A 24652-nucleotide genomic window follows, 5' to 3' on the forward strand; every position below is an offset into this window, starting at 1 on the left:
ACCCGAGCCCATAAAAATTTACTCTCCGTTTACTTTCCCCCATTCCAAACCATCTTTCCCGCGCGTATAGTAGCGAAGTTTAAAAGCTCTAACTTTTGTTGCATTACTGGGATGTAAAGTGAATACAACGCTGTTTCGATGGCCGGTTCGTGTCTATTACGAAGATACCGATGCCGGTGGTGTGGTTTACCACGCCAGCTACGTTGCTTTTTATGAACGGGCACGCACAGAGATGCTGCGCCATCATCACTTTAGTCAACAGGTGCTGTTGGCTGAGCGAGTTGCCTTCGTGGTACGCAAGATGACGCTTGAGTATTTTGCGCCTGCCAGACTCGACGATATGCTCGAAGTCCAAACAGAAATTACATCAATGCGCGGGACCTCACTGGTTTTCACGCAGCGGATAGTCAACTCAGAGAACACCGTACTGAACTCAGCTGAAGTACTGATTGTTTGTGTTGATCCAACCATAATGAAGCCTCGTGCGCTTCCTAAGTCTATTGTCGCGGAGTTTAAGCAGTGACTGACATGAATATCCTTGATTTGTTCCTGAAGGCAAGCCTTCTGGTTAAACTTATCATGTTGATTTTGATTGGTTTTTCAATCGCATCCTGGGCCATCATTATCCAGAGAACGCGTATCCTCAATGCAGCTGGCCGTGAAGCGGAAGCATTTGAAGATAAGTTCTGGTCGGGTATTGAACTTTCTCGCCTGTATCAGGAGAGCCAGGGACGCCGTGAAAACCTGACCGGCTCCGAACAAATTTTCTATAGCGGATTCAAAGAGTTCGCTCGTCTGCATCGGGCAAACAATCATGCGCCGGAAGCCGTCGTGGAAGGGGCATCGCGTGCGATGCGTATCTCTATGAACCGCGAGCTGGAAAATCTTGAAACGCACATTCCTTTCCTCGGCACCGTGGGTTCTATCAGCCCGTATATCGGTCTGTTTGGTACCGTGTGGGGGATCATGCACGCCTTTATCGCGCTGGGCGCGGTGAAGCAGGCGACGTTGCAGATGGTTGCACCGGGTATCGCTGAAGCACTGATTGCGACCGCTATCGGTCTGTTTGCGGCAATTCCGGCGGTTATGGCTTACAACCGTCTGAACCAACGCGTGAACAAACTGGAACTGAACTACGACAACTTTATGGAAGAGTTCACTGCGATTCTGCACCGTCAGGCGTTTACCAGCACCGAGAGCAACAAGGGGTAAACCATGGCCAGATCGCGTGGACGAGGTCGTCGCGAGCTCAAGTCCGAAATCAATATCGTGCCACTGCTGGACGTTCTGCTGGTACTGCTGCTGATCTTCATGGCAACAGCGCCCATCATTACCCAGAGTGTGGAAGTCGATCTGCCGGATGCGACAGAATCACAGGCGGTGAGCACCAATGACGATCCTCCGGTCATCATTGAAGTTTCCGGCGTAGGGCAGTACAGCGTAGTGGTAGAGAAAGATCGTATGGATCAGCTGCCACCTGAGCAGGTTATTGCCGAAGCGCAGCGTCGCCTGGAGTCAAATCCGAAAACGGTCTTCTTAATCGGTGGCGCGAAAGACGTACCCTACGATGAAATTATTAAAGCGCTGAACTTGCTACATAGTGCGGGTGTTAAGTCAGTTGGCTTAATGACTCAACCTATTTGATCATCCGCGTAGTTTTTGGGAACCGATAGTGTCAAAGGCAACCGAACAGAACGACAAGCTTAAGCGAGCGATAATCGTCTCCGCAGTGCTGCACGTTATTCTTTTTGCAGCGCTGATCTGGAGTTCGTTCGACGAGCATATTGATGCATCAGCAGGCGGCGGTGGAGGGTCTTCCATTGACGCCGTAATGGTGGATCCCGGTGCGGTAGTGCAAAACTATAATCGCGAACAACAGCAGAAGGCGAGTGCCAAACGGGCTGAAGAGCAGCGTGAAAAACAGGCGCAACAGCAGGCGGAAGAACTGCGTGAAAAGCAGGCCGCCGAGCAGGAGCGTTTGAAGCAGCTTGAGAAAGAACGTTTGCAGGCGCAGGAAGCCGCGAAAGCGCAGGCGGAACAGCAGAAGCAAGCCGAAGAGGCCGCGAAGAAAGCGCAGGAACAGCAAAAGCAGGCGGAAGAGGCGGCAGCAAAAGCCGCAGCGGATGCCAAAGCGCAGGCTGATGCCCAGGCAAAATTAGCAGCAGAAGCGGCGAAGAAAGCGGCTGCCGATGCCCAGAAGAAAGCTGAGGCCGAAGCCGCGAAGAAAGCCGCTGCGGATGCCCAGAAGAAAGCCGAAGCGGAAGCTGCGAAGAAAGCCGCTGCTGACGCACAGAAGAAAGCTGAAGCCGAAGCCGCGAAGAAAGCCGCTCAGGACGCAGAGAAGAAAGCGGCTGCCGAGGCTGCGAAGAAAGCCGCTGCGGCTGAGAAGGCTGCTGCAGAAAAAGCTGCCGCCGCTGAAAAAGCCGCTGCTGATAAAAAAGCTGCAGCTGAGAAGGCCGCTGCCGATAAGAAAGCAGCTGCTGAAAAAGCGGCTGCTAAAAAGGCTGCTGCCGCTGAAAAAGCCGCGGCCGCCGCAGGGGTTGACGATCTGCTGGGGGATTTAAGCTCCGGTAAGAATGCACCGAAAACGGGCGGTGGCGCGAAAGGAAACAACGCAGCGCCGACCGGAAGTGGTAACACTAAGAGTAACGGTGCGACAGGGGCTGAAATCAACGGCTATGCCGCGCAGATTAAATCGGCGATTGAAAGCCGGTTCTACGATGCGTCTTCCTATGCCGGTAAAACGTGTACGCTGCGTATAAAACTGGCTCCGGACGGCATGCTGCTTGATATTAAGTCTGAAGGTGGCGACCCGGCTTTATGTACTGCGGCTCTGGCTGCAGCGCGTCAGGCGAAGATGCCTAAACCGCCTTCTCAGGCAGTCTACGAAGTCTTCAAAAATGCGCCGCTGGACTTCAAACCTTAAGTTACATTTTCCCCGTGCAAACGGGGAAAAATAGACCAGGTTTAGTCACAGGGTTCGGGTAGTTTTGTCTATTTGAGTTTGTTAACATTCTGCTAAATTATCGTGGGTAAGGTTACCCGGATAAGGGAGATATGATGAAGCAGGCATTACGTGTAGCATTTAGTTTTTTAATGCTGTGGGCAGCAGTCCTGCACGCAGAAGTACGTATCGAGATCACCCAGGGGGTGGACTCGGCACGCCCAATCGGTGTTGTTCCGTTCCAGTGGGCCGGTCCTGGCGCTGCACCTGAAGATGCCGGTGGCATCGTGGCGGCTGACCTGCGTAACAGCGGTAAATTCAACCCGTTAGATCGTTCTCGTCTGCCGCAGCAGCCGGGCAGTGCGCAGGAAGTCCAGCCTGCTGCATGGTCTGCGCTGGGTATCGATGCCGTGGTGGTGGGGCAGGTTACGCCTAACCCGGACGGTTCTTACAACGTGGCCTGGCAGCTGGTAGATACCGGCGGTGCACCGGGTACCGTTCTGGCACAGAACTCTTACAAGGTCACTAAACAGTACCTGCGCTACGCGGCACACGCGGCCAGCGACGCGGTATTCGAAAAGCTGACCGGTATTAAAGGTGCGTTCCGTACCCGTATCGCATATGTGGTACAGACCAACGGCGGTCAGTTCCCGTACGAGCTGCGCGTCTCTGACTACGACGGTTACAACCAGTTCCTGGTGAAACGCTCTTCACAGCCGCTAATGTCTCCAGCCTGGTCTCCGGACGGGTCTAAGCTGGCCTACGTGACCTTCGAAAGTGGTCGTTCTGCGCTGGTTATCCAGACGCTGGCTAACGGTGCGGTGCGTCAGGTAGCGTCGTTCCCACGTCACAACGGTGCGCCTTCCTTCTCTCCAGATGGGTCTAAACTGGCGTTTGCGCTTTCTAAAACCGGTAGCCTGAATCTGTACGTGATGGACATTGGCTCTGGCCAGATCCGTCAGGTGACCGACGGTCGCAGCAACAATACTGAACCATCATGGTTCCCGGACAGCCAAAACCTGGCATTTACCTCTGACCAGGCAGGCCGTCCACAAATCTATAAAGTGAACATTAACGGCGGTGCTCCGCAGCGTATCACCTGGGAAGGCTCTCAGAACCAGAACGCAGACGTGAGCAGCGACGGTAAATTCATGGTAATGGTCAGCTCCAACGGTGGGCAGCAGCACATTGCCAAACAAGATCTGGTAGCGGGTGGCGTTCAAGTTCTGTCGTCAACGTTCCTGGATGAAACGCCAAGTCTGGCACCTAACGGCACTATGGTAATCTACAGCTCTTCTCAGGGGATGGGATCTGTGCTGAATCTGGTTTCTACAGATGGGCGTTTCAAAGCGCGTATTCCGGCCACTGATGGACAGGTAAAATCACCTGCCTGGTCGCCGTATCTGTAAATAATAATTAATTGATTACTAAAGGAATCATAGAAATGCAACTGAACAAAGTGCTGAAGGGGCTGATGATCGCTCTGCCTGTAATGGCAATCGCAGCGTGTTCTTCTAACAAGAACGCCAGCAATGACCAGAGCGGCGAAGGCATGATGGGTGCCGGTACCGGTATGGACGCGAACGGCAATGGCAACATGTCTTCTGAAGAGCAAGCGCGTCTTCAGATGCAGCAGCTGCAGCAGAACAACATCGTTTACTTCGATCTGGATAAATACGACATCCGTTCTGACTTCGCTGCGATGCTGGATGCTCACGCTAACTTCCTGCGTAGCAACCCATCTTACAAAGTCACCGTAGAAGGTCACGCGGACGAACGTGGTACTCCAGAGTACAACATCTCCCTGGGTGAACGTCGTGCTAACGCCGTTAAGATGTACCTGCAGGGTAAAGGCGTTTCTGCTGACCAGATCTCCATCGTTTCTTACGGTAAAGAAAAACCTGCAGTACTGGGTCACGACGAAGCGGCTTACTCCAAAAACCGTCGTGCCGTACTGGTTTACTAAGAGAATTGCATGAGCAGTAACTTCAGACATCATCTGTTGAGTCTGTCGTTACTGGTTGGAATAGCGGCCCCCTGGGCCGCTTTTGCTCAGGCACCAATCAGTAGTGTCGGCTCAGGCTCGGTAGAAGACCGGGTCACTCAGCTCGAGCGTATTTCTAACGCTCACAGTCAGCTTTTAACCCAACTCCAGCAGCAACTTTCCGATAACCAAAACGATATTGACTCTCTCCGTGGTCAGATTCAGGAAAGTCAGTATCAGCTTAACCAGGTTGTGGAACGTCAGAAGCAAATTTTATTGCAGATAGATAGCCTGAGCAGCGGCGGTGCAGCAGCACAACCCGCAGCGGGCGATCAAAGCGGCGCGGCAACCTCAGCGCCTGCGCCGTCTGCTGATGCTTCAGCCTCAACAGGAGCGCCTGTACAGAGCGGTGACGCGAATACGGATTACAATGCGGCCATTGCCCTGGTGCAGGATAAATCTCGTCAGGATGACGCGCTCGCTGCGTTTCAGAACTTTATCAAGAAATACCCTGACTCAACCTATCAGCCAAATGCGAATTACTGGCTCGGTCAGTTGAATTACAACAAGGGTAAAAAGGACGATGCGGCGTTTTATTTTGCCTCCGTGGTAAAAAATTACCCGAAATCGCCGAAAGCGCCAGATGCGATGTTTAAGGTTGGCGTGATCATGCAGGACAAAGGCGACACGGCGAAAGCCAAAGCGGTTTATCAGCAGGTGGTCGCAAAATTCCCGGGCACCGAAGGTGCTAAGCAGGCGCAAAAACGCCTGAATTCGATGGGATGATTATCGCATGACCAGAAATCGCGTTATTTCTGGTCGTGCAGCATGATTACTAAGCAGTTAAGTGATCTTCATCGAAATTTTTGTTGCGCAGAATTCTTAAATCAGTAATATATGCCGCCGTTGCCACGGGATATCAAACAACGTGAAAGCAGCATAAAAGTGGGTCGTTAGCTCAGTTGGTAGAGCAGTTGACTTTTAATCAATTGGTCGCAGGTTCGAATCCTGCACGACCCACCACTAAGTCAGGTGGAATTAGTAGTAAAACGTGAAGGATAACGTTGCGTCAGCAACGGCCCGTAGGGCGAGGCGAAGCCGAGTCATCCTGCACGACCCACCACTTAACGCAGTTCCGGCAGTACAGAGTGGGTGATTAGCTCAGTTGGTAGAGCATCTCCTTTACACGGAGGGGGTCGGCGGTTCGAGCCCGTCATCACCCACCACTCGGGTCGTTAGCTCAGTTGGTAGAGCAGTTGACTTTTAATCAATTGGTCGCAGGTTCGAATCCTGCACGACCCACCAATTTTATTGGTGCCGAGTGATAATTCAGGCAACACCCGAATGGGTCGTTAGCTCAGTTGGTAGAGCAGTTGACTTTTAATCAATTGGTCGCAGGTTCGAATCCTGCACGACCCACCAGCCTGAATAAATTAGCAGTACATCCCGCAAGGGGTCGTTAGCTCAGTTGGTAGAGCAGTTGACTTTTAATCAATTGGTCGCAGGTTCGAATCCTGCACGACCCACCAATGTAAAAAAGCGCCCTAAAGGCGCTTTTTTGCTATCTGCGATCTGGATGATTCGAACCTGCAGCAGGTTCGAGCCGAACGTAGTGAGGCACCGGAGACGTTTACGGCGACGGCCCGAAGGGCGAGCGAAGCGAGTCATCCTGCACGACCCACCAGTGTAGAAAGGCGCCCTAAAGGCGCCTTTTTGCTATCTGCCGTACAACAAATGCTCCGCCCATCTATTCCCGGTGACTTTTCACTCCAGATTCGCTATCTTGTTTAGTATATAAAACACAATTGCCCTACGTTTTGCTTTGTCAGGCAAAAGAAAGGCAATATTGTTAAGCCAGTAAAACGAGAAGCCATAATGAGCGTGATGTTCGATCCTGAAGCCGCAATCTATCCGTTTCCGCCAAAGCCTGTGCCATTAAGCCAGGATGAAAAACAATTCTACCGCGAGAAGATCAAACGGCTTCTCAAAGAGCGCGATGCGGTGATGGTGGCCCATTACTACACCGATCCGGAAATCCAGCAGCTGGCGGAAGAGACCGGGGGCTGTATTTCTGATTCACTGGAGATGGCCCGCTTCGGTGCAAAACATCCCGCTTCCACGCTGCTGGTTGCAGGCGTGCGCTTTATGGGCGAAACGGCAAAGATCCTCAGCCCGGAAAAAACCATTCTGATGCCGACGCTCAATGCGGAGTGTTCGCTCGATCTCGGCTGCCCGATTGACGAATTCAACGCCTTCTGCGACGCCCATCCTGACCGGACCGTGGTTGTTTACGCCAACACCTCTGCGGCGGTAAAAGCGCGCGCAGACTGGGTGGTCACGTCGAGCATCGCCGTTGAGCTGATTGAGCATCTGGACAGCCTGGGTGAGAAAATTATCTGGGCCCCGGACCGCCATCTTGGCAATTACGTTCAGAAGCAGACCGGCGCTGACGTCCTCTGCTGGCAGGGCGCCTGCATTGTGCACGACGAATTCAAAACCCAGGCGCTGGCGCGCATGAAGGCGCTTTATCCTGACGCGGCCATTCTTGTTCATCCTGAATCACCGCAGTCGATTGTTGATATGGCCGATGCGGTTGGCTCAACCAGCCAGCTTATCAACGCGGCCAGGATGCTGCCGCACAAGCAGCTCATCGTCGCGACCGATCGCGGTATCTTCTATAAGATGCAGCAGGCCGTACCGGAGAAAGAGCTGCTGGAAGCCCCAACGGCAGGTGAGGGCGCGACGTGCCGCAGCTGCGCGCATTGCCCGTGGATGGCGATGAACGGCCTGAAGGCCATTGCCGAAGGGCTCGAGACAGGCGGTGCAGCGCATGAAATTCATGTGGATGCCGCTCTGCGTGAAGGTGCGTTAATTCCGCTTAACCGCATGCTGGATTTTGCGGCTACACTACGTACTTAATTCAAAAACGCCCTGGGGAAAAGATGGATTTTTTTAGCACGCAAAACATTCTGGTTCATATACCGATTGGTGCAGGTGGCTATGACCTGTCATGGATTGAAGCCGTAGGCACGCTGGCGGGGTTGCTGTGTATCTGGCTGGCAAGCCTGGAGAAGATCAGCAACTACGCGTTCGGGCTGATTAACGTCACGCTGTTTGCGATTATCTTCTTCCAGATCCAGCTGTACGCCAGCCTGCTTTTACAGCTGTTTTTCTTCGCCGCCAATATTTACGGCTGGTACGCCTGGTCCCGGCAGAACAGCCAGCAGGAGGCTGAGCTGCAGATCCGCTGGCTGCCCTTACCGAAAGCCATCGCCTGGTTTGTCGCCTGCGTCGTCGCCATTGGTTTGATGACCGTCTACATCAACCCGGTGTTTGCGTTCCTGACCCGCGTTGCCGTTTCGGTCATGTCCGCGATTGGCCTCAACGTGACGATGCCGGAGCTTCAGCCGGATGCCTTCCCGTTCTGGGATTCCTGCATGATGGTGCTGTCGATCGCGGCGATGGTCCTGATGACCCGTAAATACGTTGAGAACTGGCTGCTGTGGGTCATCATCAACGTCATCAGCGTGGTGATTTTTGCCCTTCAGGGCGTCTATGCCATGTCGCTGGAGTATCTGCTGCTGACCTTCATTGCCCTGAACGGCAGCCGGATGTGGATCAAGAGCGCGCGTGAGCGTGGCTCACACGCGCTTTCAAGCTAGTGGTGATGATGTGAATGGTCGGGCTGCGCCTCGTTAAGGTGGCAGTCCGGCCCGCTACAGGGCTGATACTCCATCTGGATGGTGGCGTGACCTATCTCATAGTGATGTTCAAGAAAGTGCTGGATGCGTTCAAGCAGCGCGTCGTGGTCATGGGGCGGGATGACCTGGACGTGCAGCGTCATGACCGGCTTCTCGCCTACCAGCCAGACGTGCACGTGATGAACGTTACGCACTTCCGGGACAGTACGACGCAGGTTTCGTTTCAGCTCGTCAATGTCCATTGATGCCGGCGCCCCTTCCAGCAGTTCATTGACGCTCTCCTTCAGTAGCCGCCAGGCGCTGCGCAAGACCAGACACGATACCAGCACGGAGAGAATGGGGTCGACAGGCGTCCAGCCGGTATAGAGGATCACCAGCGCGGCGACAATCGCCCCGACTGAGCCGAGCAAATCCCCCAGCACATGCAGAGCCGCAGCGCGAACGTTGAGGTTCTTTTCCCCGCTGCCGCGATGCAAAATCCAGAACGCCAGAATATTTGCCAACAACCCCGCCACGGCAATCACCATCATTGTCGTCCCGGCGATGGGCTGCGGGTGCCTGAAACGCTGTACGGCTTCCCAGACGATAAGAACAGTAATAACCACCAGCGCGATGGCGTTAACAAACGCGGCAAGGGTGGTCAGCCTCAGCCAGCCGAAGGTATGACGCGCGTTGGGTGGGCGGCGAGCAAACTGCACCGCCAGCAGGGCGAAAAGCAGCGCTGCGGCATCGGTCAGCATATGTCCGGCATCAGCCAGCAGCGCCAGCGAGCCGGAAACCAGGCCGCCAATGACCTCGATAACCATAAACGTGGCCGTAACGCCAAAGGCCAGCATAAGTCGTTTTGCATTGTCGTTGCCGGGAGAAGATGGGTGTGAGTGGGTGTGCGCCATGTCTGCTTTCCTGATTCGTTATTATTTTAGTGTAGCGTTTTTAACAGGTTACTCCAAAAAGAAAGGAGAGCCTGGGCTCTCCTTTCACATTTGAAGCATCAAGAATTACTGGGTTGTGCCATCAGTTTTGGTATTGGCGTCGTTACCTACTTTGTCGTTCGGATCGGGACATTTGCCGTCCTTGCACATCGAGTTCTTATGAACCTCATCCGAGCTCATGTTGTCATGATTCATGGTGTCGGAAGCACTACCGTTCGGATGCAGCATGGTACCGCCGGTATTGGTATTGCCGGTATTGATCTGGCTGTTATCGACATTATTCGGGGCGATATTCTGTTTCGCATCAGGCGCAACCTGGCCTGCCGCTGCTGCCGCATTGGCATCACCGTTGCTGTCTGAAGCCCCCGTTTCTGCGGCCAGGACGCTGCCGCTGGCAAGGGTGAGTGTGGCAGTCAGGAAGAGGGTGGTCAGTTTTGTCATTTTCATGATGGTGCTCCTGTTCTTGTCGTTACGCTGGATAACATTCTCCAACAGTGCATCTTTTTAGAGGCGAAAGATTCCGCCTTACGGACTTACGTCAGTAGGGAATCGCGTTTAAGCGTTTAAAAATGGTTGTTACAGTTAAAAAGCTTAGGTTAGATCTCATTTTTCGCTATTTTGTGGCGATTTTTAGGCAAATTCCAGGAATTATCTGCGTGAAGTGTAAAACCGTGTTTACACTTCCTGGTCGACAAGATAGATTGAAAGGATTGCTTTCATTACTAAAGATATGGCAGAGCTGGAAAGAAGATGAATTATCAGAACGACGATTTACGCATTAAAGAGATCAATGAGTTATTACCTCCTGTAGCACTCCTTGAGAAATTCCCCGCCACTGAAAATGCCGCAAATACGGTTTCTCATGCTCGTAAAGCGATCCACAAGATCCTGAAAGGTAACGACGATCGTCTTCTGGTGGTGATTGGCCCGTGCTCCATTCACGATCCTGCCGCTGCGAAAGAGTATGCGGCGCGTCTGCTCACCCTGCGTGAAGAGTTAAAGGATGAGCTGGAAATCGTCATGCGCGTCTATTTTGAAAAACCGCGCACGACCGTGGGCTGGAAAGGGCTGATTAACGATCCGCACATGGATAACAGCTTCCAGATCAACGACGGCCTGCGCATTGCGCGCAAGCTGCTGCTGGAGATCAACGACAGCGGCCTGCCTGCTGCCGGCGAGTTCCTGGATATGATTACGCCACAATACCTGGCAGACCTGATGAGCTGGGGTGCCATTGGTGCCCGTACCACTGAATCTCAGGTTCACCGCGAGCTGGCTTCCGGTCTCTCATGTCCGGTGGGCTTCAAAAACGGTACTGATGGCACCATCAAAGTGGCTATCGATGCCATCAACGCCGCGGGTGCGCCGCACTGCTTCCTGTCCGTGACCAAATGGGGTCACTCCGCCATCGTCAACACCAGCGGTAACGGTGATTGCCACATCATTCTGCGTGGCGGTAAAGAGCCAAACTACAGTGCAAAACACGTGGCAGAGGTGAAGGCCGGGCTGGAAAAAGCCGGGCTGCCACCGCAGGTAATGATCGACTTCAGCCACGCCAACTCCAGCAAGCAGTTCAAAAAGCAGATGGAAGTGGGGGCAGACGTCTGTCAGCAGATCGCTAACGGTGAGAAGGCGGTAATTGGGGTGATGATCGAAAGCCATCTGGTTGAAGGTAACCAGAACCTGGAAGGCAGCGAGCCGCTGGTGTATGGCAAAAGCGTCACCGATGCCTGCATTGGCTGGGACGATACCGATGCCATCCTGCGTCAGCTGGCGAATGCGGTAAAAGCGCGCCGCGGCTGAGTCCTCACGCACAAATAAAAAAGCGCGGAAGGCTCCGCGCTTTTTTTATGTCCGGCGAAAATTACTTCGCTTTACCCTGGTTCGCGACAGCCGCTGCTTTCGCTGCGATCTCGTCCGCGTTACCCAGGTAGTAGTGTTTGATTGGCTTGAAGTTTTCGTCGAACTCATATACCAGCGGTACGCCAGTTGGGATGTTCAGTTCGAGGATCTCGTCTTCGCCCATGTTGTCCAGGTATTTCACCAGCGCGCGCAGGGAGTTACCGTGAGCAGCGATGATCACGCGCTCACCGCTTTTCAGGCGTGGCAGAATGGTTTCGTTCCAGTAAGGCACAACGCGGTCGATGGTCAGTGCCAGGCTCTCGGTGGTTGGCAGCTCAGCATCGGTCAGTTTCGCGTAGCGCGGGTCGTGGCCCGGATAGCGCTCGTCATCTTTGGTCAGCTCTGGTGGGGTCACCGCGAAGCCGCGACGCCACTGTTTAACCTGCTCGTCACCGTATTTCTCAGCGGTTTCCGCTTTGTTCAGACCCTGCAGCGCACCGTAGTGACGCTCGTTCAGTTTCCAGGATTTCTCAACCGGCAGCCAGGCCTGATCCAGTTCGTCCAGCACGTTCCACAGGGTGTGGATGGCACGTTTCAGCACAGAGGTGTAAGCAAAATCAAAGCTGAAGCCTTCTTCCTTCAGCAGTTTACCTGCTGCTTTTGCTTCGCTTACGCCTTTCTCGGACAGATCAACGTCGTACCAACCGGTAAAGCGGTTTTCGTTGTTCCACTGGCTTTCGCCGTGACGCACCAGGACCAGCTTAGTAATAGCCATCTCTTACTCCTCAAGCATTTTTAGAATGATAACAATTCTCATTATATTGCTGTGGCCGTGCCAGCAGCAACGCTTAACCCTAACCATAGCGAAAATAGTCTCTGAGTGTAAGATGCTTGTGAATCCAGGGTTAGGATTTTGTCAGCGATCGGCGCTATTTTCAGCAAGACGCGCAGAAAAAAGCCCTCCGATGGGAGGGCTGGAAATCATTTCGGAATAAAATGGTATTCCGTCACGCTAATGTACTCTTCACCGGGGCGCAGCACGCAGTCCGGCTGCGGCCATTCAGGATGATTGGGGCTGTCCGGCAGGAACTCGCTCTCAAGCGCAAGTCCTTGCCAGTCGCTGTACTCATTGTGTTCGCGCGCCGTCGTGCCGCCGAGGTAGTTGCCCGAGTAGAATTGCAGGGCAGGGGCGGTGGTATACACCGTCATCTGCAGTTTCTCATCGCTGGACCAGACCTGTGCGGCAGGCTGCTTCACATCACCTTTGGCGTGCAGCAGGAATGCGTGATCGTAGCCTTTCACCTTGCGCTGATCGTCATCGCTCAGGAAATCCTGGGCGATAACTTTCGCGCTGCGGAAGTCAAAGCTGGTCCCGCTCACCTCTTTCAGGCCCTGATACGGAATGCCCATCTCGTCAACCGGCAGATACGCGTCCGCCAGGATCTGCAGCTTGTGGTTACGCACGTCGCACTGGTTGCCGTCGAGATTGAAGTAGGCATGGTTAGTCAGGTTAACCGGACACGGCTTGTCGACCGTCGCACGGTATTCAATAGCGATACGGTTGTCGTCCGTCAGCGTAAAGCGCGCGGACGCGGTAAGGTTCCCCGGGAAGCCCTGATCGCCATCAAGCGAATCCAGCGACAACAGCACTTCGCCGTCGTTTTGACGAACAATTTTCCAGCGGCGTTTATCAAACCCGTCCGGACCGCCGTGAAGCTGGTTCTCGCCCTGGCTTGGCAGCAGGGAGTACTGCACGCTGTCGAGCTCAAAACGGCTTTTCGCGATGCGGTTGGCATAGCGCCCGACGGACGCGCCCAGATAGGCAGACTGATTAACGTACTGCTCGGGTGAGGCGCAGCCCAGCAGGGTTTCGCGCACGCTGCCGTCCGGCATCGGTACGCGGGCAGAAAGCAGGGTCGCACCCCAGTCCATCAGCGTAACCACCATCCCCGCGCTGTTGCGCAGGGTTAACAGGCGATACGGCAGACCATCCGGTGCGAGGGTAGGTGTTTCGTTTAGCACTGTCCGGCTCCTTGTGATGCTTTACATACATAGAACGTTTCTTTGATGCCCGTTTGTGCTTCGTACTGCTTCGCCACGGCGTCCTGGACGGCAGGGACCAGCTCTTCCGGCACCAGCGCGACGATGCAGCCGCCAAAGCCGCCGCCCGTCATGCGCACGCCGCCTTTATCGCCAATAACCGCTTTGACGATTTCCACCAGGGTGTCGATTTGCGGCACGGTGATCTCAAAATCATCCCGCATGGAGGCGTGAGATTCTGCCATCAGTTCACCCATGCGTTTCAGGTCGCCTTTCGCCAGCGCGGAGGCGGCTTCAACGGTACGGGCGTTTTCGGTCAGCACGTGACGCACGCGTCTGGCGACGACAGGATCCAGCTCGTGCGCCACTTTGTTAAATTCATCGAGCGTCACGTCGCGCAGGGCAGGCTGCTGGAAGAAGCGCGCGCCGGTTTCGCACTGTTCGCGGCGGGTGTTGTACTCGCTGCCCACCAGCGTGCGTTTAAAGTTACTGTTGATAATCACGACGGCCGCGCCTTTTGGCAGGGGAACGGCTTTGGTACCAAGCGAGCGGCAGTCGATCAGTAAAGCATGCTCTTTTTTGCCCAGCGCGGAGATCAGCTGGTCCATAATGCCGCAGTTGCAGCCCACGAACTGGTTTTCCGCTTCCTGACCGTTCAGGGCAATTTGCGCCCCCTCCAGCGGCAGATGATACAGCTGCTGGAAGACGGTTCCCACGGCCACTTCGAGCGAGGCCGACGAGCTTAAGCCCGCACCCTGCGGCACGTTGCCGCTGATGACTAAATCGGCACCGCCGAAATTCTTGTTGCGCTTCTGCAGATGCTTCACTACGCCGCGCACGTAGTTAGACCACTGCTGGCTGTCGTGCGTCACAATCGGGGCATCAAGGGAAAACTCGTCCGTCTCATTACCGTAATCCGCCGCAATGACGCGGACTTTACGGTCGTCGCGCTTCGCACAGCTGATAACCGTCTGGTAATCGATGGCGCACGGCAGAACGTAGCCGTCGTTGTAGTCGGTGTGCTCGCCGATCAGGTTGACGCGACCAGGCGCCTGAATTACGTGGGTGGCAGGGTAGCCAAATTTCTCAGCAAACAGGGATTGTGTTTTATCTTTCAGACTCATTTTTAGACTCCTGATTCGCGATAGTGGACGTCGCTGACGGCACGCAGACGCTCTGCCGCCTGTTCCGCCGTCAGGTCACGCTGGGTTTCCGCCAGCATTTCATAGCCCACCATAAATTTACGCACCGTTGCAGAGCGCAGCAGCGGCGGATAGAAATGGGCGTGCAGCTGCCAGTGCTGATTATCTTCGCCGTTAAACGGCGCGCCGTGCCAGCCCATGGAGTACGGGAAGGAGCACTGGAACAGGTTGTCGTAACGGCTGGTCAGCTTTTTCAGCGCCAGCGCCAGGTCGTCGCGCTGCGCGTCGCTGAGATCGGTAATGCGCTGAACGTGCGCTTTCGGCAGCAGCAGCGTCTCAAACGGCCAGGCGGCCCAGTAAGGCACGACCGCCAGCCAGTGTTCGGTTTCCACTACGGTACGGCTGCCGTCAGCCAGCTCGCGCTGGGTGTAGTCCACCAGCATGGGGGAGCCGTTTTCTGCGAAATAGTCCTTCTGGAGACGGTCTTCACGCTCGGCTTCGTTAGGCAGGAAGCTGTTCGCCCAGACCTGGCCGTGCGGATGCGGGTTGGAGCAGCCCATCGCCGCGCCTTTGTTTTCGAACACCTGCACCCACGGATAGCTCTGCCCCAGCTCAGCGGTTTGCTCCTGCCAGGTGCTGACCACCTCTTTCAGCGCGTCCACGCTCAGCTCCGGCAGCGTTTTGCTGTGATCGGGCGAGAAGCAGATCACGCGGCTGGTACCGCGCGCGCTTTCGCAGCGCATCAGCGGGTCGTGGCTCGCGGGGGCATCCGGGGTGTCGGTCATCAGGGCGGCAAAATCGTTGGTAAACACGAAGGTGCTTTTGTAGTCCGGGTTTTTATCCCCGGTCACGCGCGTGTTGCCCGGACAGAGGAAGCAATCCGGGTCGTGCTGCGGCAGGGTCTGTTTTGCAGGCGTCTCCTGCGCCCCCTGCCAGGGACGCTTGGCGCGATGCGGAGAGACCAAAATCCATTGCCCGCTTAGCGGGTTAAAACGACGATGCGGATGATCGACGGGATTAAACGAAGTCATGACGGATCCTTAGTCCGGATAACCCTGCGGGTGGCGTGACTGCCAGTGCCAGGTATCCTGTGCCATTTCATCAAGCGTGCGGGTGACACGCCAGTTAAGTTCTTTATCGGCTTTGGTGGCATCGGCCCAGTAAGCAGGCAGGTCGCCATCACGACGCGGAGCGAAGTGGTAGTTCACCGGCTTACCGCAGGCTTTGCTGAAGGCGTTAACCACGTCCAGCACGCTGCTGCCGACCCCGGCGCCGAGGTTATAAATATGCACGCCCGGTTTGTCAGCCAGCTGCTGCATGGCTGCAACGTGGCCGTCTGCTAAATCCATCACGTGGATATAGTCACGCACGCCGGTGCCATCTTCGGTGGGGTAGTCATTGCCAAAAATGGCCAGCGACTCGCGACGGCCTACCGCCACCTGGGCGATGTACGGCATCAGGTTGTTCGGGATACCCTGCGGATCTTCACCCATATCGCCAGACGGATGGGCACCGACCGGGTTGAAGTAGCGCAGCAATGCGATGCTCCACTCCGGCTGGGCTTTTTGCAGGTCGGTCAGGATCTGCTCTACCATCAGCTTGCTTTTGCCGTATGGGCTTTGCGGCGTACCGGTCGGGAAGCTTTCAACGTAAGGAATTTTTGGCTGATCGCCATAGACGGTGGCGGAGGAGCTAAAGATAAAGTTTTTGACGTTTGCCGCGCGCATGGCGGAGATCAGACGCAGGGTACCGTTGACGTTGTTGTCGTAATACTCAAGCGGTTTCGCAACGGATTCACCGACCGCTTTCAGCCCCGCGAAGTGGATGACCGCTTCGATGGCGTGGTCGTGAAGGATCTCGGTCATCAGCGCTTCGTTGCGGATGTCGCCTTCCACGAAAGTCGGCTGTTTACCGCCAAGACGTTCAATCACCGGCAGCACGCTGCGCTTACTATTGCACAGGTTGTCGAGGATGATCACATCGTGACCATTTTGCAGCAGTTGCACACAGGTATGACTTCCGATGTAACCGCTACCACCTGTTACCAGAACTCGCATAATTCGCTCCATTGGGCCTATGGTATGTAATAAACATAGCATAACAGAGACGCGAAAAGTGTGACATGGGATAAAATAGTGGAATCGTTTACACTCGTTTTCACACCCGCTTTTTCGATGACGTAGAGCATTCTAGATCAAAGAGATAGCGATGTATTGATGCAAGTTATCTGAAAAGAGGAGGGCGGTGCCCTCCGCGGTTAATCTACGTTGCTGAGAAGGTAGCGATAACCCTCACCGTCCGCGACAAACTCGAGGCGGTGGGTGATGCAGGAGGGGGCATCTTCGGTATGGTGTGAAACGAACAGCAGCTGCGTTTCACCTTCGCTAATCAGCACGTCCACAAAGCGGCGGACCAGCTGTCGGTTAAGCGGATCCAGCCCCTGCAGCGGCTCGTCGAGGATCAGGAGCGTAGGGTGTTTTACCAGCGCGCGAACGATCAGTGCCAGGCGCTGCTGCCCCCACGACAGGCTATGAAACGGCGCGTCAGCCACCCGGTTATCCATCCCCAAAATATCCAGCCACTGCTGGGCCAGCTTGTGCTGTTTATCTGACACTGCCTGATAAATGCCGATGGAATCAAAATAGCCGGAAAGGATCACGTTGCGTACCGTGGTACTGACCCGGTAATCCAGATGCAGGCTGCTGCTAACGTAGCCAATGTGCTTTTTGATATCCCAGATGGTTTCGCCGCTGCCGCGACGGCGGCCAAACAGCGTCAGATCGTTACTGTAGCCCTGCGGGTGATCGCCGGTTATCAGGCTCAGCAGCGTGGATTTCCCCGCGCCGTTGGGACCGACAATCTGCCAGTGTTCGCCAGGATTGACCGTCCAGCTGAGGTGATTCAGGATCGGTCGTTCGTCATAGGAGACTACGCCATCGCGCAGGACGATAAGCGGCTGCCGGGGATCGAGACCGTGGCGTGCTGCCGGCGCGTCGGGATCCGGCAGCGCAATGCCCGCCAGCTTTTCGCTGTGCGCAAGCTGGGCAATCAGCGCCTGTCGGAGCAGCGCGGACTTTTCTCCGGTTTCGATCAGGCTACAGTCTGCCAGCACGCCCGCGTTCTGCACGAAGTCAGGAATTTCATCAAAGCGGTTCAGCACCAGTACGATCGTATAGCCTTCCTGATTCAGAGAGTCCAGCAGGGCAGCCAGCTGGGCGCGGGAGTGGACATCCAGCCCGTCAAAGGGCTCATCCAGAATCAGCAGCTCCGGCTGGCTCATGAGCGCCTGGCACAGCAGCGTTTTCCGCGTCTCGCCGGTAGAAAGGTACTTAAAGCGCCGGTTCAGCAGCGCGGAAATGCCAAACTGTTCCGCCAGATGCTGACAGCGGACGGGATCTTTCACCTCATCCTGAATAATTTCCGCCGCCGTGCGGCCGGTATCTTCTTCGCCAGGACTGAGTAAATCGGTATTGTTGCGCTGCCACTCGTCGCTGACCAGCTTCTGCAGCTGTTCAAAGGACAGGCGCGTCAGGCGCGTGAAATCGCGCCGGCATTCGCCTTTGATAAGGGTAAGCTCTCCGGCCAGCGCGCGGGCCAGCGCGGATTTACCGCTGCCGTTAGTGCCAACAAACGCCCAGCTTTCACCCGCGCGTATTGTCAGATCGGCAATCGTCAGCGTTCGGGTATCGCTAAGACGAAACGTACCTTGCGAAATATGCAATGATGACATGATGTATCCCATTTTTTGCAGCAATAGATATCAGGGATACGCACTTTCGTCACGATTGTCAATGCGCTCAGCACAATGTGGCGATAATCACCCGGTCCGCGTTGAAATATGCGGTGACGACAGCACCTTCTTCTAAATCGTTCGCCTCGCTGAGCGGGACCGTGGCGCAAAGCGCCTGTCCGTCTGCCAGGGGCATCAGCACTTCGCACTGCTCCTTGCCGCGTTCGATATGGCTGATGGTGCCCCGCAGCTGGTTATCAGCCGCCTTTGCTTTGTCCGGGTCGCGTGTGATATTGACCCAGGGTGCTTTCAGCAACACCAGCACCTCTTTACCTTCATCCAGGTCAAGGCGCTCTGCGCTCTGGGCCGTTATCGCCGCTTTCAGACGGGTGACACCATCGGCAAGCAGGATCTCAACATGCTGCTGTACCTGGAGATTATCGCGCGCCGTCACCGTACCAAACCACTGGTTGCGGGCGCTGGTCTGCAACGAGAAGCGGGAAATGGCGGCCAGCAAGCTGTCCAGCGGAACGTTGTCGTCGTCACTCAATACATCGAACGCTTTTTGCTGAATCTGGCCCAGGAGATCGTAGAGCTGAATCAGGCGCAGGCCGTAGCGTGTGACAACAGCACCTCCACCGCCTTTGCCCCCTGTGGCTCTGTCCACCAGCGGATGCTCGCTCAGGGTGTTCATGTCATTGATGGCATCCCAGGCGCTTTTATAGCTAATCCCGGCGTTCTTAGCGCCCTGGCTAATTGAGCCGGTTTGTTCTATCTGTTTAAGCAGGGCAATACGTCGGGGATCGGCGAAAAGCTTTTGCTGAAGTCGGAGAGTAAGAAGAATTTCGGCCTGCATAACAGTGTCCTGGCAAAAAGAATATTGTGACCCAAATGGTGCAGGGCGCAAAGTGCACCGCACAAAAGGGGATGTTTTTCTTACTTTTCAGGGTAGAATAGCCCATTCACAAAATCTGGAGAAAACCATGTTAGAGTTGTTGAAAAGTCTGGTATTCGCCGTGATCATGGTACCAGTAGTGATGGCCATCATCCTCGGTGCCATCTACGGCCTGGGTGAAGTGTTCAACGTCTTTTCGAATATCGGTCACCGAGACCGTGCGAAAAAGCAGCATTAATTTCCCACAAAACGCCCGGCTTGCCCGGGCGTTTTGCTCTCAAGCTTTTCTTACTTTCGCCGATATTATTTAACGTAACACACCGTGTTACCCCTTGAGCGGTACGAATTACCGCTGGGATCTCCCTGACGATACCGTTATATTAATATGTATATAACGCTACTCACAGGAGTTACAGATGGCACGTTCATGGGTACGCCTTTTCGCAGGGGCAACGCTGACGCTTTCACTTACCGGACACGCGCTGGCGGACGAAGGTAAAATTACGGTCTTTGCGGCGGCGTCGTTGACCAACGCGCTGCAGGATATTGCGGCGGCGTATAAAAAAGAGAAAAACGTCGAGGTAGTCTCCTCTTTTGCCTCTTCCTCTACGCTGGCACGGCAGATAGAAGCGGGCGCTCCGGCAGATCTGTTTATCTCTGCTGACCAGAAGTGGATGGACTACGCGGTGGAGAAGAAATCGATTGATGCGGCGACCCGCGAAACGCTGCTGGGCAATAGCCTTGTTGTGGTTGCACCGAAGGCCAGCACGCAGGGTGAAATCACCATCAATAAAGAGACAAACTGGACCCGCCTGCTGAACGGTGCCCGTCTGGCGGTGGGTGACCCGGAACACGTTCCGGCCGGGATTTACGCCAAAGAAGCGCTGCAAAAGCTGGGCGCGTGGGAGACCCTGTCACCAAAACTGGCCCCGGCGGAAGATGTGCGCGGCGCGCTGGCGCTGGTGGAGCGTAACGAAGCTCCGCTGGGCATTGTGTATGGTTCCGATGCAGTTGCCAGCAAGGGCGTAAAAGTGGTTGGAACCTTCCCGGAGGACTCCCACAAGAAAGTGGAATATCCTGTGGCGATTGTTGATGGACATAAAAATGCGACCGTAACGGCCTTCCGCGATTATCTGAAGGGGCCGGAGGCGTCCGCAATCTTTAAACGTTATGGATTTACGACTCACTGATGATACTGACCGATCCTGAATGGCAGGCTGTTCTGCTGAGCCTTAAAGTCTCTTCCCTGGCGGTTGCGCTGAGTTTGCCCTTTGGGATCTTTTTTGCCTGGCTACTGGTTCGCTGCCGGTTCCCCGGCAAAGCGCTGCTCGACAGCGTCCTTCATCTTCCCCTGGTTTTACCGCCCGTGGTGGTCGGTTATCTGCTGTTGATTTCGATGGGGCGACGCGGTTTTATCGGCGAAAAGCTCTACGACTGGTTCGGAATCACCTTTGCCTTTAGCTGGCGCGGTGCGGTACTGGCGGCGGCGGTGATGTCATTCCCGCTGATGGTCAGAGCGATCCGCCTCGCGCTGGAAGGCGTGGATATGAAGCTCGAACAGGCAGCCCGCACGCTCGGTGCCGGGCGCTGGCGCGTCTTTTTTACCATCACGCTTCCGCTTACGCTGCCGGGCATCATTGTCGGGACGGTGCTGGCGTTCGCCCGCTCGCTGGGCGAGTTTGGTGCGACCATCACCTTTGTGTCGAACATTCCCGGCGAGACGCGGACCATCCCATCGGCCATGTATACCCTGATTCAGACGCCAGGGGGAGAGAGTGCCGCAGCGCGGCTGTGCATCATCTCTATCGTATTAGCCCTGGTTTCGCTGCTGGTTTCTGAATGGCTGGCACGGCTAAGCCGCGAACGGATGGGGAAATAACGATGCTGGAACTGAATTTCACCCAGACGCTGGGAAACCATACTCTGACGCTTAACGAGACGCTGCCTGCGAGCGGCATCACCGCCGTCTTCGGCGTGTCGGGCGCGGGTAAAACGTCTCTGATTAACGCCATCAGCGGCCTGACGCGCCCGCAGTCAGGGCGCATTGTCCTGAACAACCGCGTCCTAAATGACGTGGAGAACAAGATTTTCCTTTCGCCGGATAAACGCCGCATCGGTTATGTTTTTCAGGACGCGCGCTTGTTCCCGCACTACAGCGTGCGCGGCAACCTGCGCTACGGTATGGCGAAAAGCATGGCCGGGCAGTTTGATAAGCTGGTGACGCTTTTAGGCATTGAACCCCTGCTCGACAGGCTGCCGTCCTCGCTCTCCGGCGGGGAGAAACAGCGTGTGGCTATAGGCCGCGCGTTGCTGACCGCCCCCGAACTGCTGCTGCTCGACGAGCCGCTGGCCTCGCTGGATATTCCGCGCAAGCGTGAGCTCCTGCCGTACCTGCAGCGTCTGACCCGCGAAATTAATATTCCGATGCTCTACGTCAGCCATTCACTGGATGAGATCCTCCATCTGGCCGATAAAGTGCTGGTGCTGGAAGAGGGCAGCGTGAAGGCCTTCGGCAACCTGGAAGAGGTGTGGGGCAGTAGCGTGATGCACCCCTGGTTACCCAGGGAACAGCAGAGCAGCATCCTGAAGGTGAGCGTTCTGGAGCATCATCCGCACTACGCGATGACCGCCCTGGCGCTGGGCGACCAGCATCTTTGGGTCAATAAGATCGACAAACCGTTGCAGTCCGCGCTGCGGATCCGCATCCAGGCGTCGGACGTCTCGCTGGTGCTGCAGCCGCCGCTGCAAACCAGTATTCGAAATATTCTGCGCGCCAAAGTTGCGGAGTGTTTTGATGATAACGGGCAGGTAGAGGTGAAGCTCGACGTGGGTAGCAGGACGCTCTGGGCGCGCATCAGCCCGTGGGCCAGGGATGAGTTAGCAATCAAGCCCGGCCTGTGGCTTTACGCGCAAATCAAGAGCGTTTCGATCACCGCCTGATTACAGCAGGTGGGTATAAATGTACTGCGCGATGCTGTCGGTGGTGTTGTCGCCAATCACCACGTTAGCGCGCGCTTTTACCGCGTCGTCGGCATTGCCCATCGCCACGCCCGTACCGACGGCTTCCAGCATGCTGATGTCGTTGTAGTTGTCGCCGAAGGCGATCGCGTCCTGCATTGACCAGCCCTGCGATTCCACGTACTGCGTCAGGCGCTTGCCTTTGCTGTTGCCTTTGCGGGCAATATCCACCTGATCGTGCCAGGACCATTCGCACTCCAGCCCCAGCGTGTCCTCGACGTGTTTCGCGAAGGTATTCAGTTTGGTGGTGTCTTCATCCGTCAGGGCAAACTTCCAGATAGCCTCAACGTCCTGGGCCGCCTGACGCAGAGAGGAAACCTGGGTAAAGACCGGACGCTGCGCTTCTGGCAGGGACAATGCCCAGTTGCTGGTGCGTACCACATGGCCGGTTGGGCGCTCGTACACCATCGCGTTATCCACATACATCAGGCCGTGAACATTATGCTCATCCAGCAGATCGATCAGCTGCAGCGCCTGGGGAACCGGCAGCGGGTCGGAGGCTAAAACCTTTTTTGCCTGATAATCATACAAATAAGTGCCATTACAACAAATTGCAGGTGTATCCAGCGCCAGTGCCTGATAAAAAGGGTGAATGGCAACGTGATGTCGACCCGTTACGATAAGGAGTTGATATCCCACTTCCTGCGCGCGTTTAAGCGCTTCAAGGGAGGAGGGGAGCAGGGTTTTCTGAGGGGTAAGTAATGTTCCGTCTAAATCCAGTGCAATCACACGCGAGGTCATTTGTTCTTCCGGGTTAATGTTGAATTTTAGGTCTCAGGGGATGTTACACCGAGAGTAAATCGCTGCAAAATTCCTGGCTAAAATTCAGCATTCACCGTTAAAAATAATCACTTTCACGTGCAGTGAGGAAAGGAGTATTCATGAAACAAACCGTTTATACCGCCAGTCCTGAAAGTCAGCAGATCCACGTCTGGCGCTTGAATGCAGAAGGTTCGCTCACGCTGGTTCAGGTTGTTGATGTGCCGGGCCAGGTGCAACCGATGGTCGTCAGCCCGGATAAACGTTTCTTATACGTGGGTGTGCGCCCGGAGTTTCGCGTGCTGGCCTACCGCATCTCTCCTGACGACGGCGCGCTGACCTACACCGCTGAAGCGCCACTGCCGGGCAGCCCAACCCACATCTCGACCGATCGTAAAGGCCGCTTCATTTTTAGCGGGTCTTACAATGCCGGTTGCGTCAGCGTGACCCGTCTTGACGATGGTATTCCGGTAGAAACTGTCGACGTGGTGGAAGGGCTGGAAGGCTGCCATTCGGCGAATATCTCCCCGGACAACCGCACGCTGTGGGTGCCTGCGCTGAAGCAGGATCGAATCTGCCTGTTCACCCTGAGCGACGATGGTCACCTGGTGGCGCAGAATCCTGCTGAAGTCACCACCGTTGAGGGCGCAGGTCCTCGACATATGGTATTCCACACGAACCAGCAGTATGCCTACGTCGTTAACGAACTTAACAGCTCGGTGGACGTATGGGAGCTGAAAGATCCAAACGGCCAGATTGAGTGCGTGCAGACACTGGATATGATGCCGTCTGACTTCTCTGACACTCGCTGGGCGGCAGATATTCACATCACGCCGGATGGTCGCCATCTGTACGCCTGCGACCGCACCTCCAGCCTGATTACCGTGTTTAGCGTCTCCGAAGATGGCAGCGTGCTGGCTATTGAGGGCTTCCAGCCAACGGAAACCCAGCCGCGCGGCTTTAATATCGATCACAGCGGTAAATACCTGATTGCGGCGGGGCAGAAATCCCACCACATCGCGCTGTATGAAATCACAGGCGAGCAGGGCCTGCTGGAAGAGAAAGGACGCTATGCGGTAGGTCAGGGGCCAATGTGGGTGGTGGTTAACGCTCACTAAGCGGCTTAAAACAAAAAAACCTCGCGGATGCGAGGTTTTTTTATGCCCGGTGGTAGCCGGGTGAGCACATCAAAACGTAACCAACAGGGTCATCATAATGTCGACTCAAGGCGATGTAAATTCATCGTCAACGAACAAAGGAGAACACGGAATGATCAGTGAATAGTATATAAATAATAATCAGTCACTTAAGTGCTTTTGCTTTATAAATTCCTAAATTGGTTTTAACTGTTTTTATGTACAGTAGTGATTTGATATCATTCTGTGCGTTGGTTCGATGTGTTGCAGTTCCGCAATTCAGGATCCTTTTTAAGTCCTGGCTGTCGGGTGGTGCCGACGGTGCCTAAACTGCGGAGCACATCAAAACATAACCAACACACCTCTGGTGACAGGCAGCGGAAAGGTAAACCAGAGGAGAAGTGCTCTATACCAAAGGAGTGGCGTATGAGCGGTGTGGAATGGGCAATTCTGTTCCTGCAACTCATGGTTGCGATTATGCAACTATTGGATGCGTATCTTAAGTTTGGAGCCTGACGCATTCAGTCGC

The 24652-nt window shown here is 55.1% G+C and carries 26 protein-coding genes, 5 tRNA genes and 1 other RNA gene; 22 read left to right on the forward strand and 10 right to left on the reverse strand.

The genetic code is table 11. The annotated features are described in order from the left end of the window. Nucleotides 1-118: 118 nt before the first annotated feature. The 15 genes from ybgC (at nt 119) to pnuC (ending at nt 8590) form a co-directional block, all read left to right on the forward strand. A complete protein-coding gene (gene ybgC / locus OKF39_RS07480) occupies nt 119-523 on the forward strand; it encodes a tol-pal system-associated acyl-CoA thioesterase (protein ID WP_028012387.1) in 405 nt (134 codons plus the stop codon). Then, nucleotides 520-1212 carry a Tol-Pal system protein TolQ gene (gene tolQ / locus OKF39_RS07485; protein ID WP_008501101.1) on the forward strand — a complete coding sequence of 231 codons (693 nt, stop codon included), beginning with the start codon at nt 520-522 and terminating at the stop codon, nt 1210-1212. Before ybgC ends, tolQ begins: the two co-directional genes overlap by 4 nt. A 3-nt stretch (nt 1213-1215) precedes the next feature. Next, on the forward strand, nt 1216-1644 hold the full coding sequence (gene tolR / locus OKF39_RS07490; protein WP_003858589.1) for a colicin uptake protein TolR: 429 nt from the start codon (nt 1216-1218) through the stop codon (nt 1642-1644). 28 nt (nt 1645-1672) lie between these two features. Next, complete coding sequence (gene tolA / locus OKF39_RS07495; protein ID WP_028012388.1) at nt 1673-2926, forward strand: cell envelope integrity protein TolA; 1254 nt, start codon at nt 1673-1675, stop codon at nt 2924-2926. 134 nt (nt 2927-3060) lie between these two features. Further along, on the forward strand, nt 3061-4353 hold the full coding sequence (gene tolB, locus OKF39_RS07500; protein ID WP_013097529.1) for a Tol-Pal system beta propeller repeat protein TolB: 1293 nt from the start codon (nt 3061-3063) through the stop codon (nt 4351-4353). A 35-nt stretch (nt 4354-4388) separates the two neighbouring features. Beyond that, nucleotides 4389-4910 (forward strand): peptidoglycan-associated lipoprotein Pal, encoded by a 522-nt coding sequence (gene pal, locus OKF39_RS07505; RefSeq protein WP_003858578.1) that lies wholly within the window; start codon nt 4389-4391, stop codon nt 4908-4910. A gap of 9 nt (nt 4911-4919) precedes the next feature. Then, nucleotides 4920-5714: a cell division protein CpoB gene (gene cpoB / locus OKF39_RS07510; RefSeq protein ID WP_028012389.1), complete on the forward strand. Its 795-nt coding sequence runs from the start codon at nt 4920-4922 to the stop codon at nt 5712-5714. 161 nt (nt 5715-5875) lie between these two features. Then, nucleotides 5876-5951: transfer RNA gene (locus tag OKF39_RS07515), tRNA-Lys, on the forward strand. A 127-nt stretch (nt 5952-6078) separates the two neighbouring features. Continuing rightward, a tRNA-Val gene (locus tag OKF39_RS07520) sits at nt 6079-6154 on the forward strand. Between the two features lie 3 nt (nt 6155-6157). Then, nucleotides 6158-6233 (forward strand) — tRNA-Lys (locus tag OKF39_RS07525). A 41-nt stretch (nt 6234-6274) separates the two neighbouring features. Next, nucleotides 6275-6350 (forward strand) — tRNA-Lys (locus OKF39_RS07530). A 31-nt stretch (nt 6351-6381) separates the two neighbouring features. Then, a tRNA-Lys gene (locus tag OKF39_RS07535) sits at nt 6382-6457 on the forward strand. Nucleotides 6458-6483: 26 nt separating this feature from the next. Beyond that, nucleotides 6484-6612, forward strand: a non-coding RNA gene (locus OKF39_RS07540) — RtT sRNA. Between the two features lie 191 nt (nt 6613-6803). Next, on the forward strand, nt 6804-7847 hold the full coding sequence (nadA, locus tag OKF39_RS07545; protein WP_479983638.1) for a quinolinate synthase NadA: 1044 nt from the start codon (nt 6804-6806) through the stop codon (nt 7845-7847). 23 nt (nt 7848-7870) lie between these two features. Further along, nucleotides 7871-8590 (forward strand): nicotinamide riboside transporter PnuC, encoded by a 720-nt coding sequence (gene pnuC / locus OKF39_RS07550; RefSeq protein ID WP_028012391.1) that lies wholly within the window; start codon nt 7871-7873, stop codon nt 8588-8590. On the opposite strand, the gene zitB is transcribed toward pnuC, so the two are convergent. Both zitB and OKF39_RS07560 read right to left on the reverse strand, forming a co-directional pair. Beyond that, complete coding sequence (gene zitB / locus OKF39_RS07555; RefSeq protein ID WP_028012392.1) at nt 8587-9522, reverse strand: CDF family zinc transporter ZitB; 936 nt, start codon at nt 9520-9522, stop codon at nt 8587-8589. The two genes, pnuC and zitB, sit on opposite strands and share 4 nt — an antisense overlap. Before the next feature lie 105 nt (nt 9523-9627). Next, entirely contained in the window at nt 9628-10008 is a 381-nt protein-coding gene (locus OKF39_RS07560) for a protein YbgS (RefSeq protein WP_045259933.1), read from the reverse strand. A 303-nt stretch (nt 10009-10311) separates the two neighbouring features. On the opposite strand from OKF39_RS07560, the gene aroG reads away from it, so the two are divergent. After that, a complete protein-coding gene (gene aroG / locus OKF39_RS07565) occupies nt 10312-11364 on the forward strand; it encodes a 3-deoxy-7-phosphoheptulonate synthase AroG (protein WP_028012394.1) in 1053 nt (350 codons plus the stop codon). Nucleotides 11365-11425: 61 nt separating this feature from the next. Here aroG and gpmA read toward each other — a convergent pair whose 3' ends face one another. The 7 genes from gpmA to modE form a co-directional block, all read right to left on the reverse strand. After that, nucleotides 11426-12178, reverse strand: coding sequence for a 2,3-diphosphoglycerate-dependent phosphoglycerate mutase (gpmA, locus tag OKF39_RS07570; RefSeq protein WP_008501111.1), 753 nt, complete (start codon nt 12176-12178; stop codon nt 11426-11428). 206 nt (nt 12179-12384) lie between these two features. After that, entirely contained in the window at nt 12385-13425 is a 1041-nt protein-coding gene (galM, locus tag OKF39_RS07575; protein ID WP_479983639.1) for a galactose-1-epimerase, read from the reverse strand. Continuing rightward, the gene (gene galK, locus OKF39_RS07580; RefSeq protein WP_479983640.1) at nt 13419-14567 is read right to left on the reverse strand and encodes a galactokinase; all 1149 of its coding nucleotides are present in this window, start codon (nt 14565-14567) and stop codon (nt 13419-13421) included. Before galK ends, galM begins: the two co-directional genes overlap by 7 nt. Nucleotides 14568-14569: 2 nt before the next feature. Then, nucleotides 14570-15616 (reverse strand): galactose-1-phosphate uridylyltransferase, encoded by a 1047-nt coding sequence (galT, locus tag OKF39_RS07585; RefSeq protein ID WP_479983641.1) that lies wholly within the window; start codon nt 15614-15616, stop codon nt 14570-14572. A gap of 9 nt (nt 15617-15625) precedes the next feature. After that, nucleotides 15626-16642 carry a UDP-glucose 4-epimerase GalE gene (gene galE / locus OKF39_RS07590; RefSeq protein WP_041910754.1) on the reverse strand — a complete coding sequence of 339 codons (1017 nt, stop codon included), beginning with the start codon at nt 16640-16642 and terminating at the stop codon, nt 15626-15628. Between the two features lie 200 nt (nt 16643-16842). Then, nucleotides 16843-18315, reverse strand: a complete 1473-nt coding sequence (gene modF, locus OKF39_RS07595) for a molybdate ABC transporter ATP-binding protein ModF (protein ID WP_199886740.1) — start codon at nt 18313-18315, stop codon at nt 16843-16845. Nucleotides 18316-18382: 67 nt separating this feature from the next. Next, on the reverse strand, nt 18383-19171 hold the full coding sequence (modE, locus tag OKF39_RS07600; protein WP_047367754.1) for a molybdenum-dependent transcriptional regulator: 789 nt from the start codon (nt 19169-19171) through the stop codon (nt 18383-18385). A 127-nt stretch (nt 19172-19298) separates the two neighbouring features. On the opposite strand from modE, the gene OKF39_RS07605 reads away from it, so the two are divergent. From OKF39_RS07605 to modC, 4 genes are all read left to right on the forward strand, one after another. Continuing rightward, a complete protein-coding gene (locus OKF39_RS07605; RefSeq protein ID WP_013097516.1) occupies nt 19299-19448 on the forward strand; it encodes an AcrZ family multidrug efflux pump-associated protein in 150 nt (49 codons plus the stop codon). 178 nt (nt 19449-19626) lie between these two features. After that, the gene (gene modA, locus OKF39_RS07610; RefSeq protein ID WP_045259938.1) at nt 19627-20400 is read left to right on the forward strand and encodes a molybdate ABC transporter substrate-binding protein; all 774 of its coding nucleotides are present in this window, start codon (nt 19627-19629) and stop codon (nt 20398-20400) included. Then, on the forward strand, nt 20400-21089 hold the full coding sequence (gene modB / locus OKF39_RS07615; RefSeq protein WP_041910749.1) for a molybdate ABC transporter permease subunit: 690 nt from the start codon (nt 20400-20402) through the stop codon (nt 21087-21089). The genes modA and modB overlap by 1 nt, the downstream gene beginning before the upstream one ends. A gap of 2 nt (nt 21090-21091) precedes the next feature. Further along, on the forward strand, nt 21092-22150 hold the full coding sequence (modC, locus tag OKF39_RS07620; RefSeq protein ID WP_126817774.1) for a molybdenum ABC transporter ATP-binding protein ModC: 1059 nt from the start codon (nt 21092-21094) through the stop codon (nt 22148-22150). Here the strand turns inward: modC and OKF39_RS07625 are convergent, their stop codons facing one another. Next, nucleotides 22151-22969: a pyridoxal phosphatase gene (locus OKF39_RS07625; protein WP_045259940.1), complete on the reverse strand. Its 819-nt coding sequence runs from the start codon at nt 22967-22969 to the stop codon at nt 22151-22153. It abuts the gene before it with no gap. 140 nt (nt 22970-23109) lie between these two features. Between OKF39_RS07625 and pgl the strand changes: the two genes are divergently transcribed. Both pgl and tisB read left to right on the forward strand, forming a co-directional pair. Continuing rightward, a complete protein-coding gene (pgl, locus tag OKF39_RS07630; RefSeq protein ID WP_479983642.1) occupies nt 23110-24105 on the forward strand; it encodes a 6-phosphogluconolactonase in 996 nt (331 codons plus the stop codon). Between the two features lie 444 nt (nt 24106-24549). Continuing rightward, nucleotides 24550-24639: a type I toxin-antitoxin system toxin TisB gene (gene tisB, locus OKF39_RS07635; RefSeq protein WP_023332440.1), complete on the forward strand. Its 90-nt coding sequence runs from the start codon at nt 24550-24552 to the stop codon at nt 24637-24639. Nucleotides 24640-24652: the final 13 nt, after the last annotated feature.

The organism is Enterobacter cloacae complex sp. HYC042_NIDB (genome assembly GCF_056673315.1).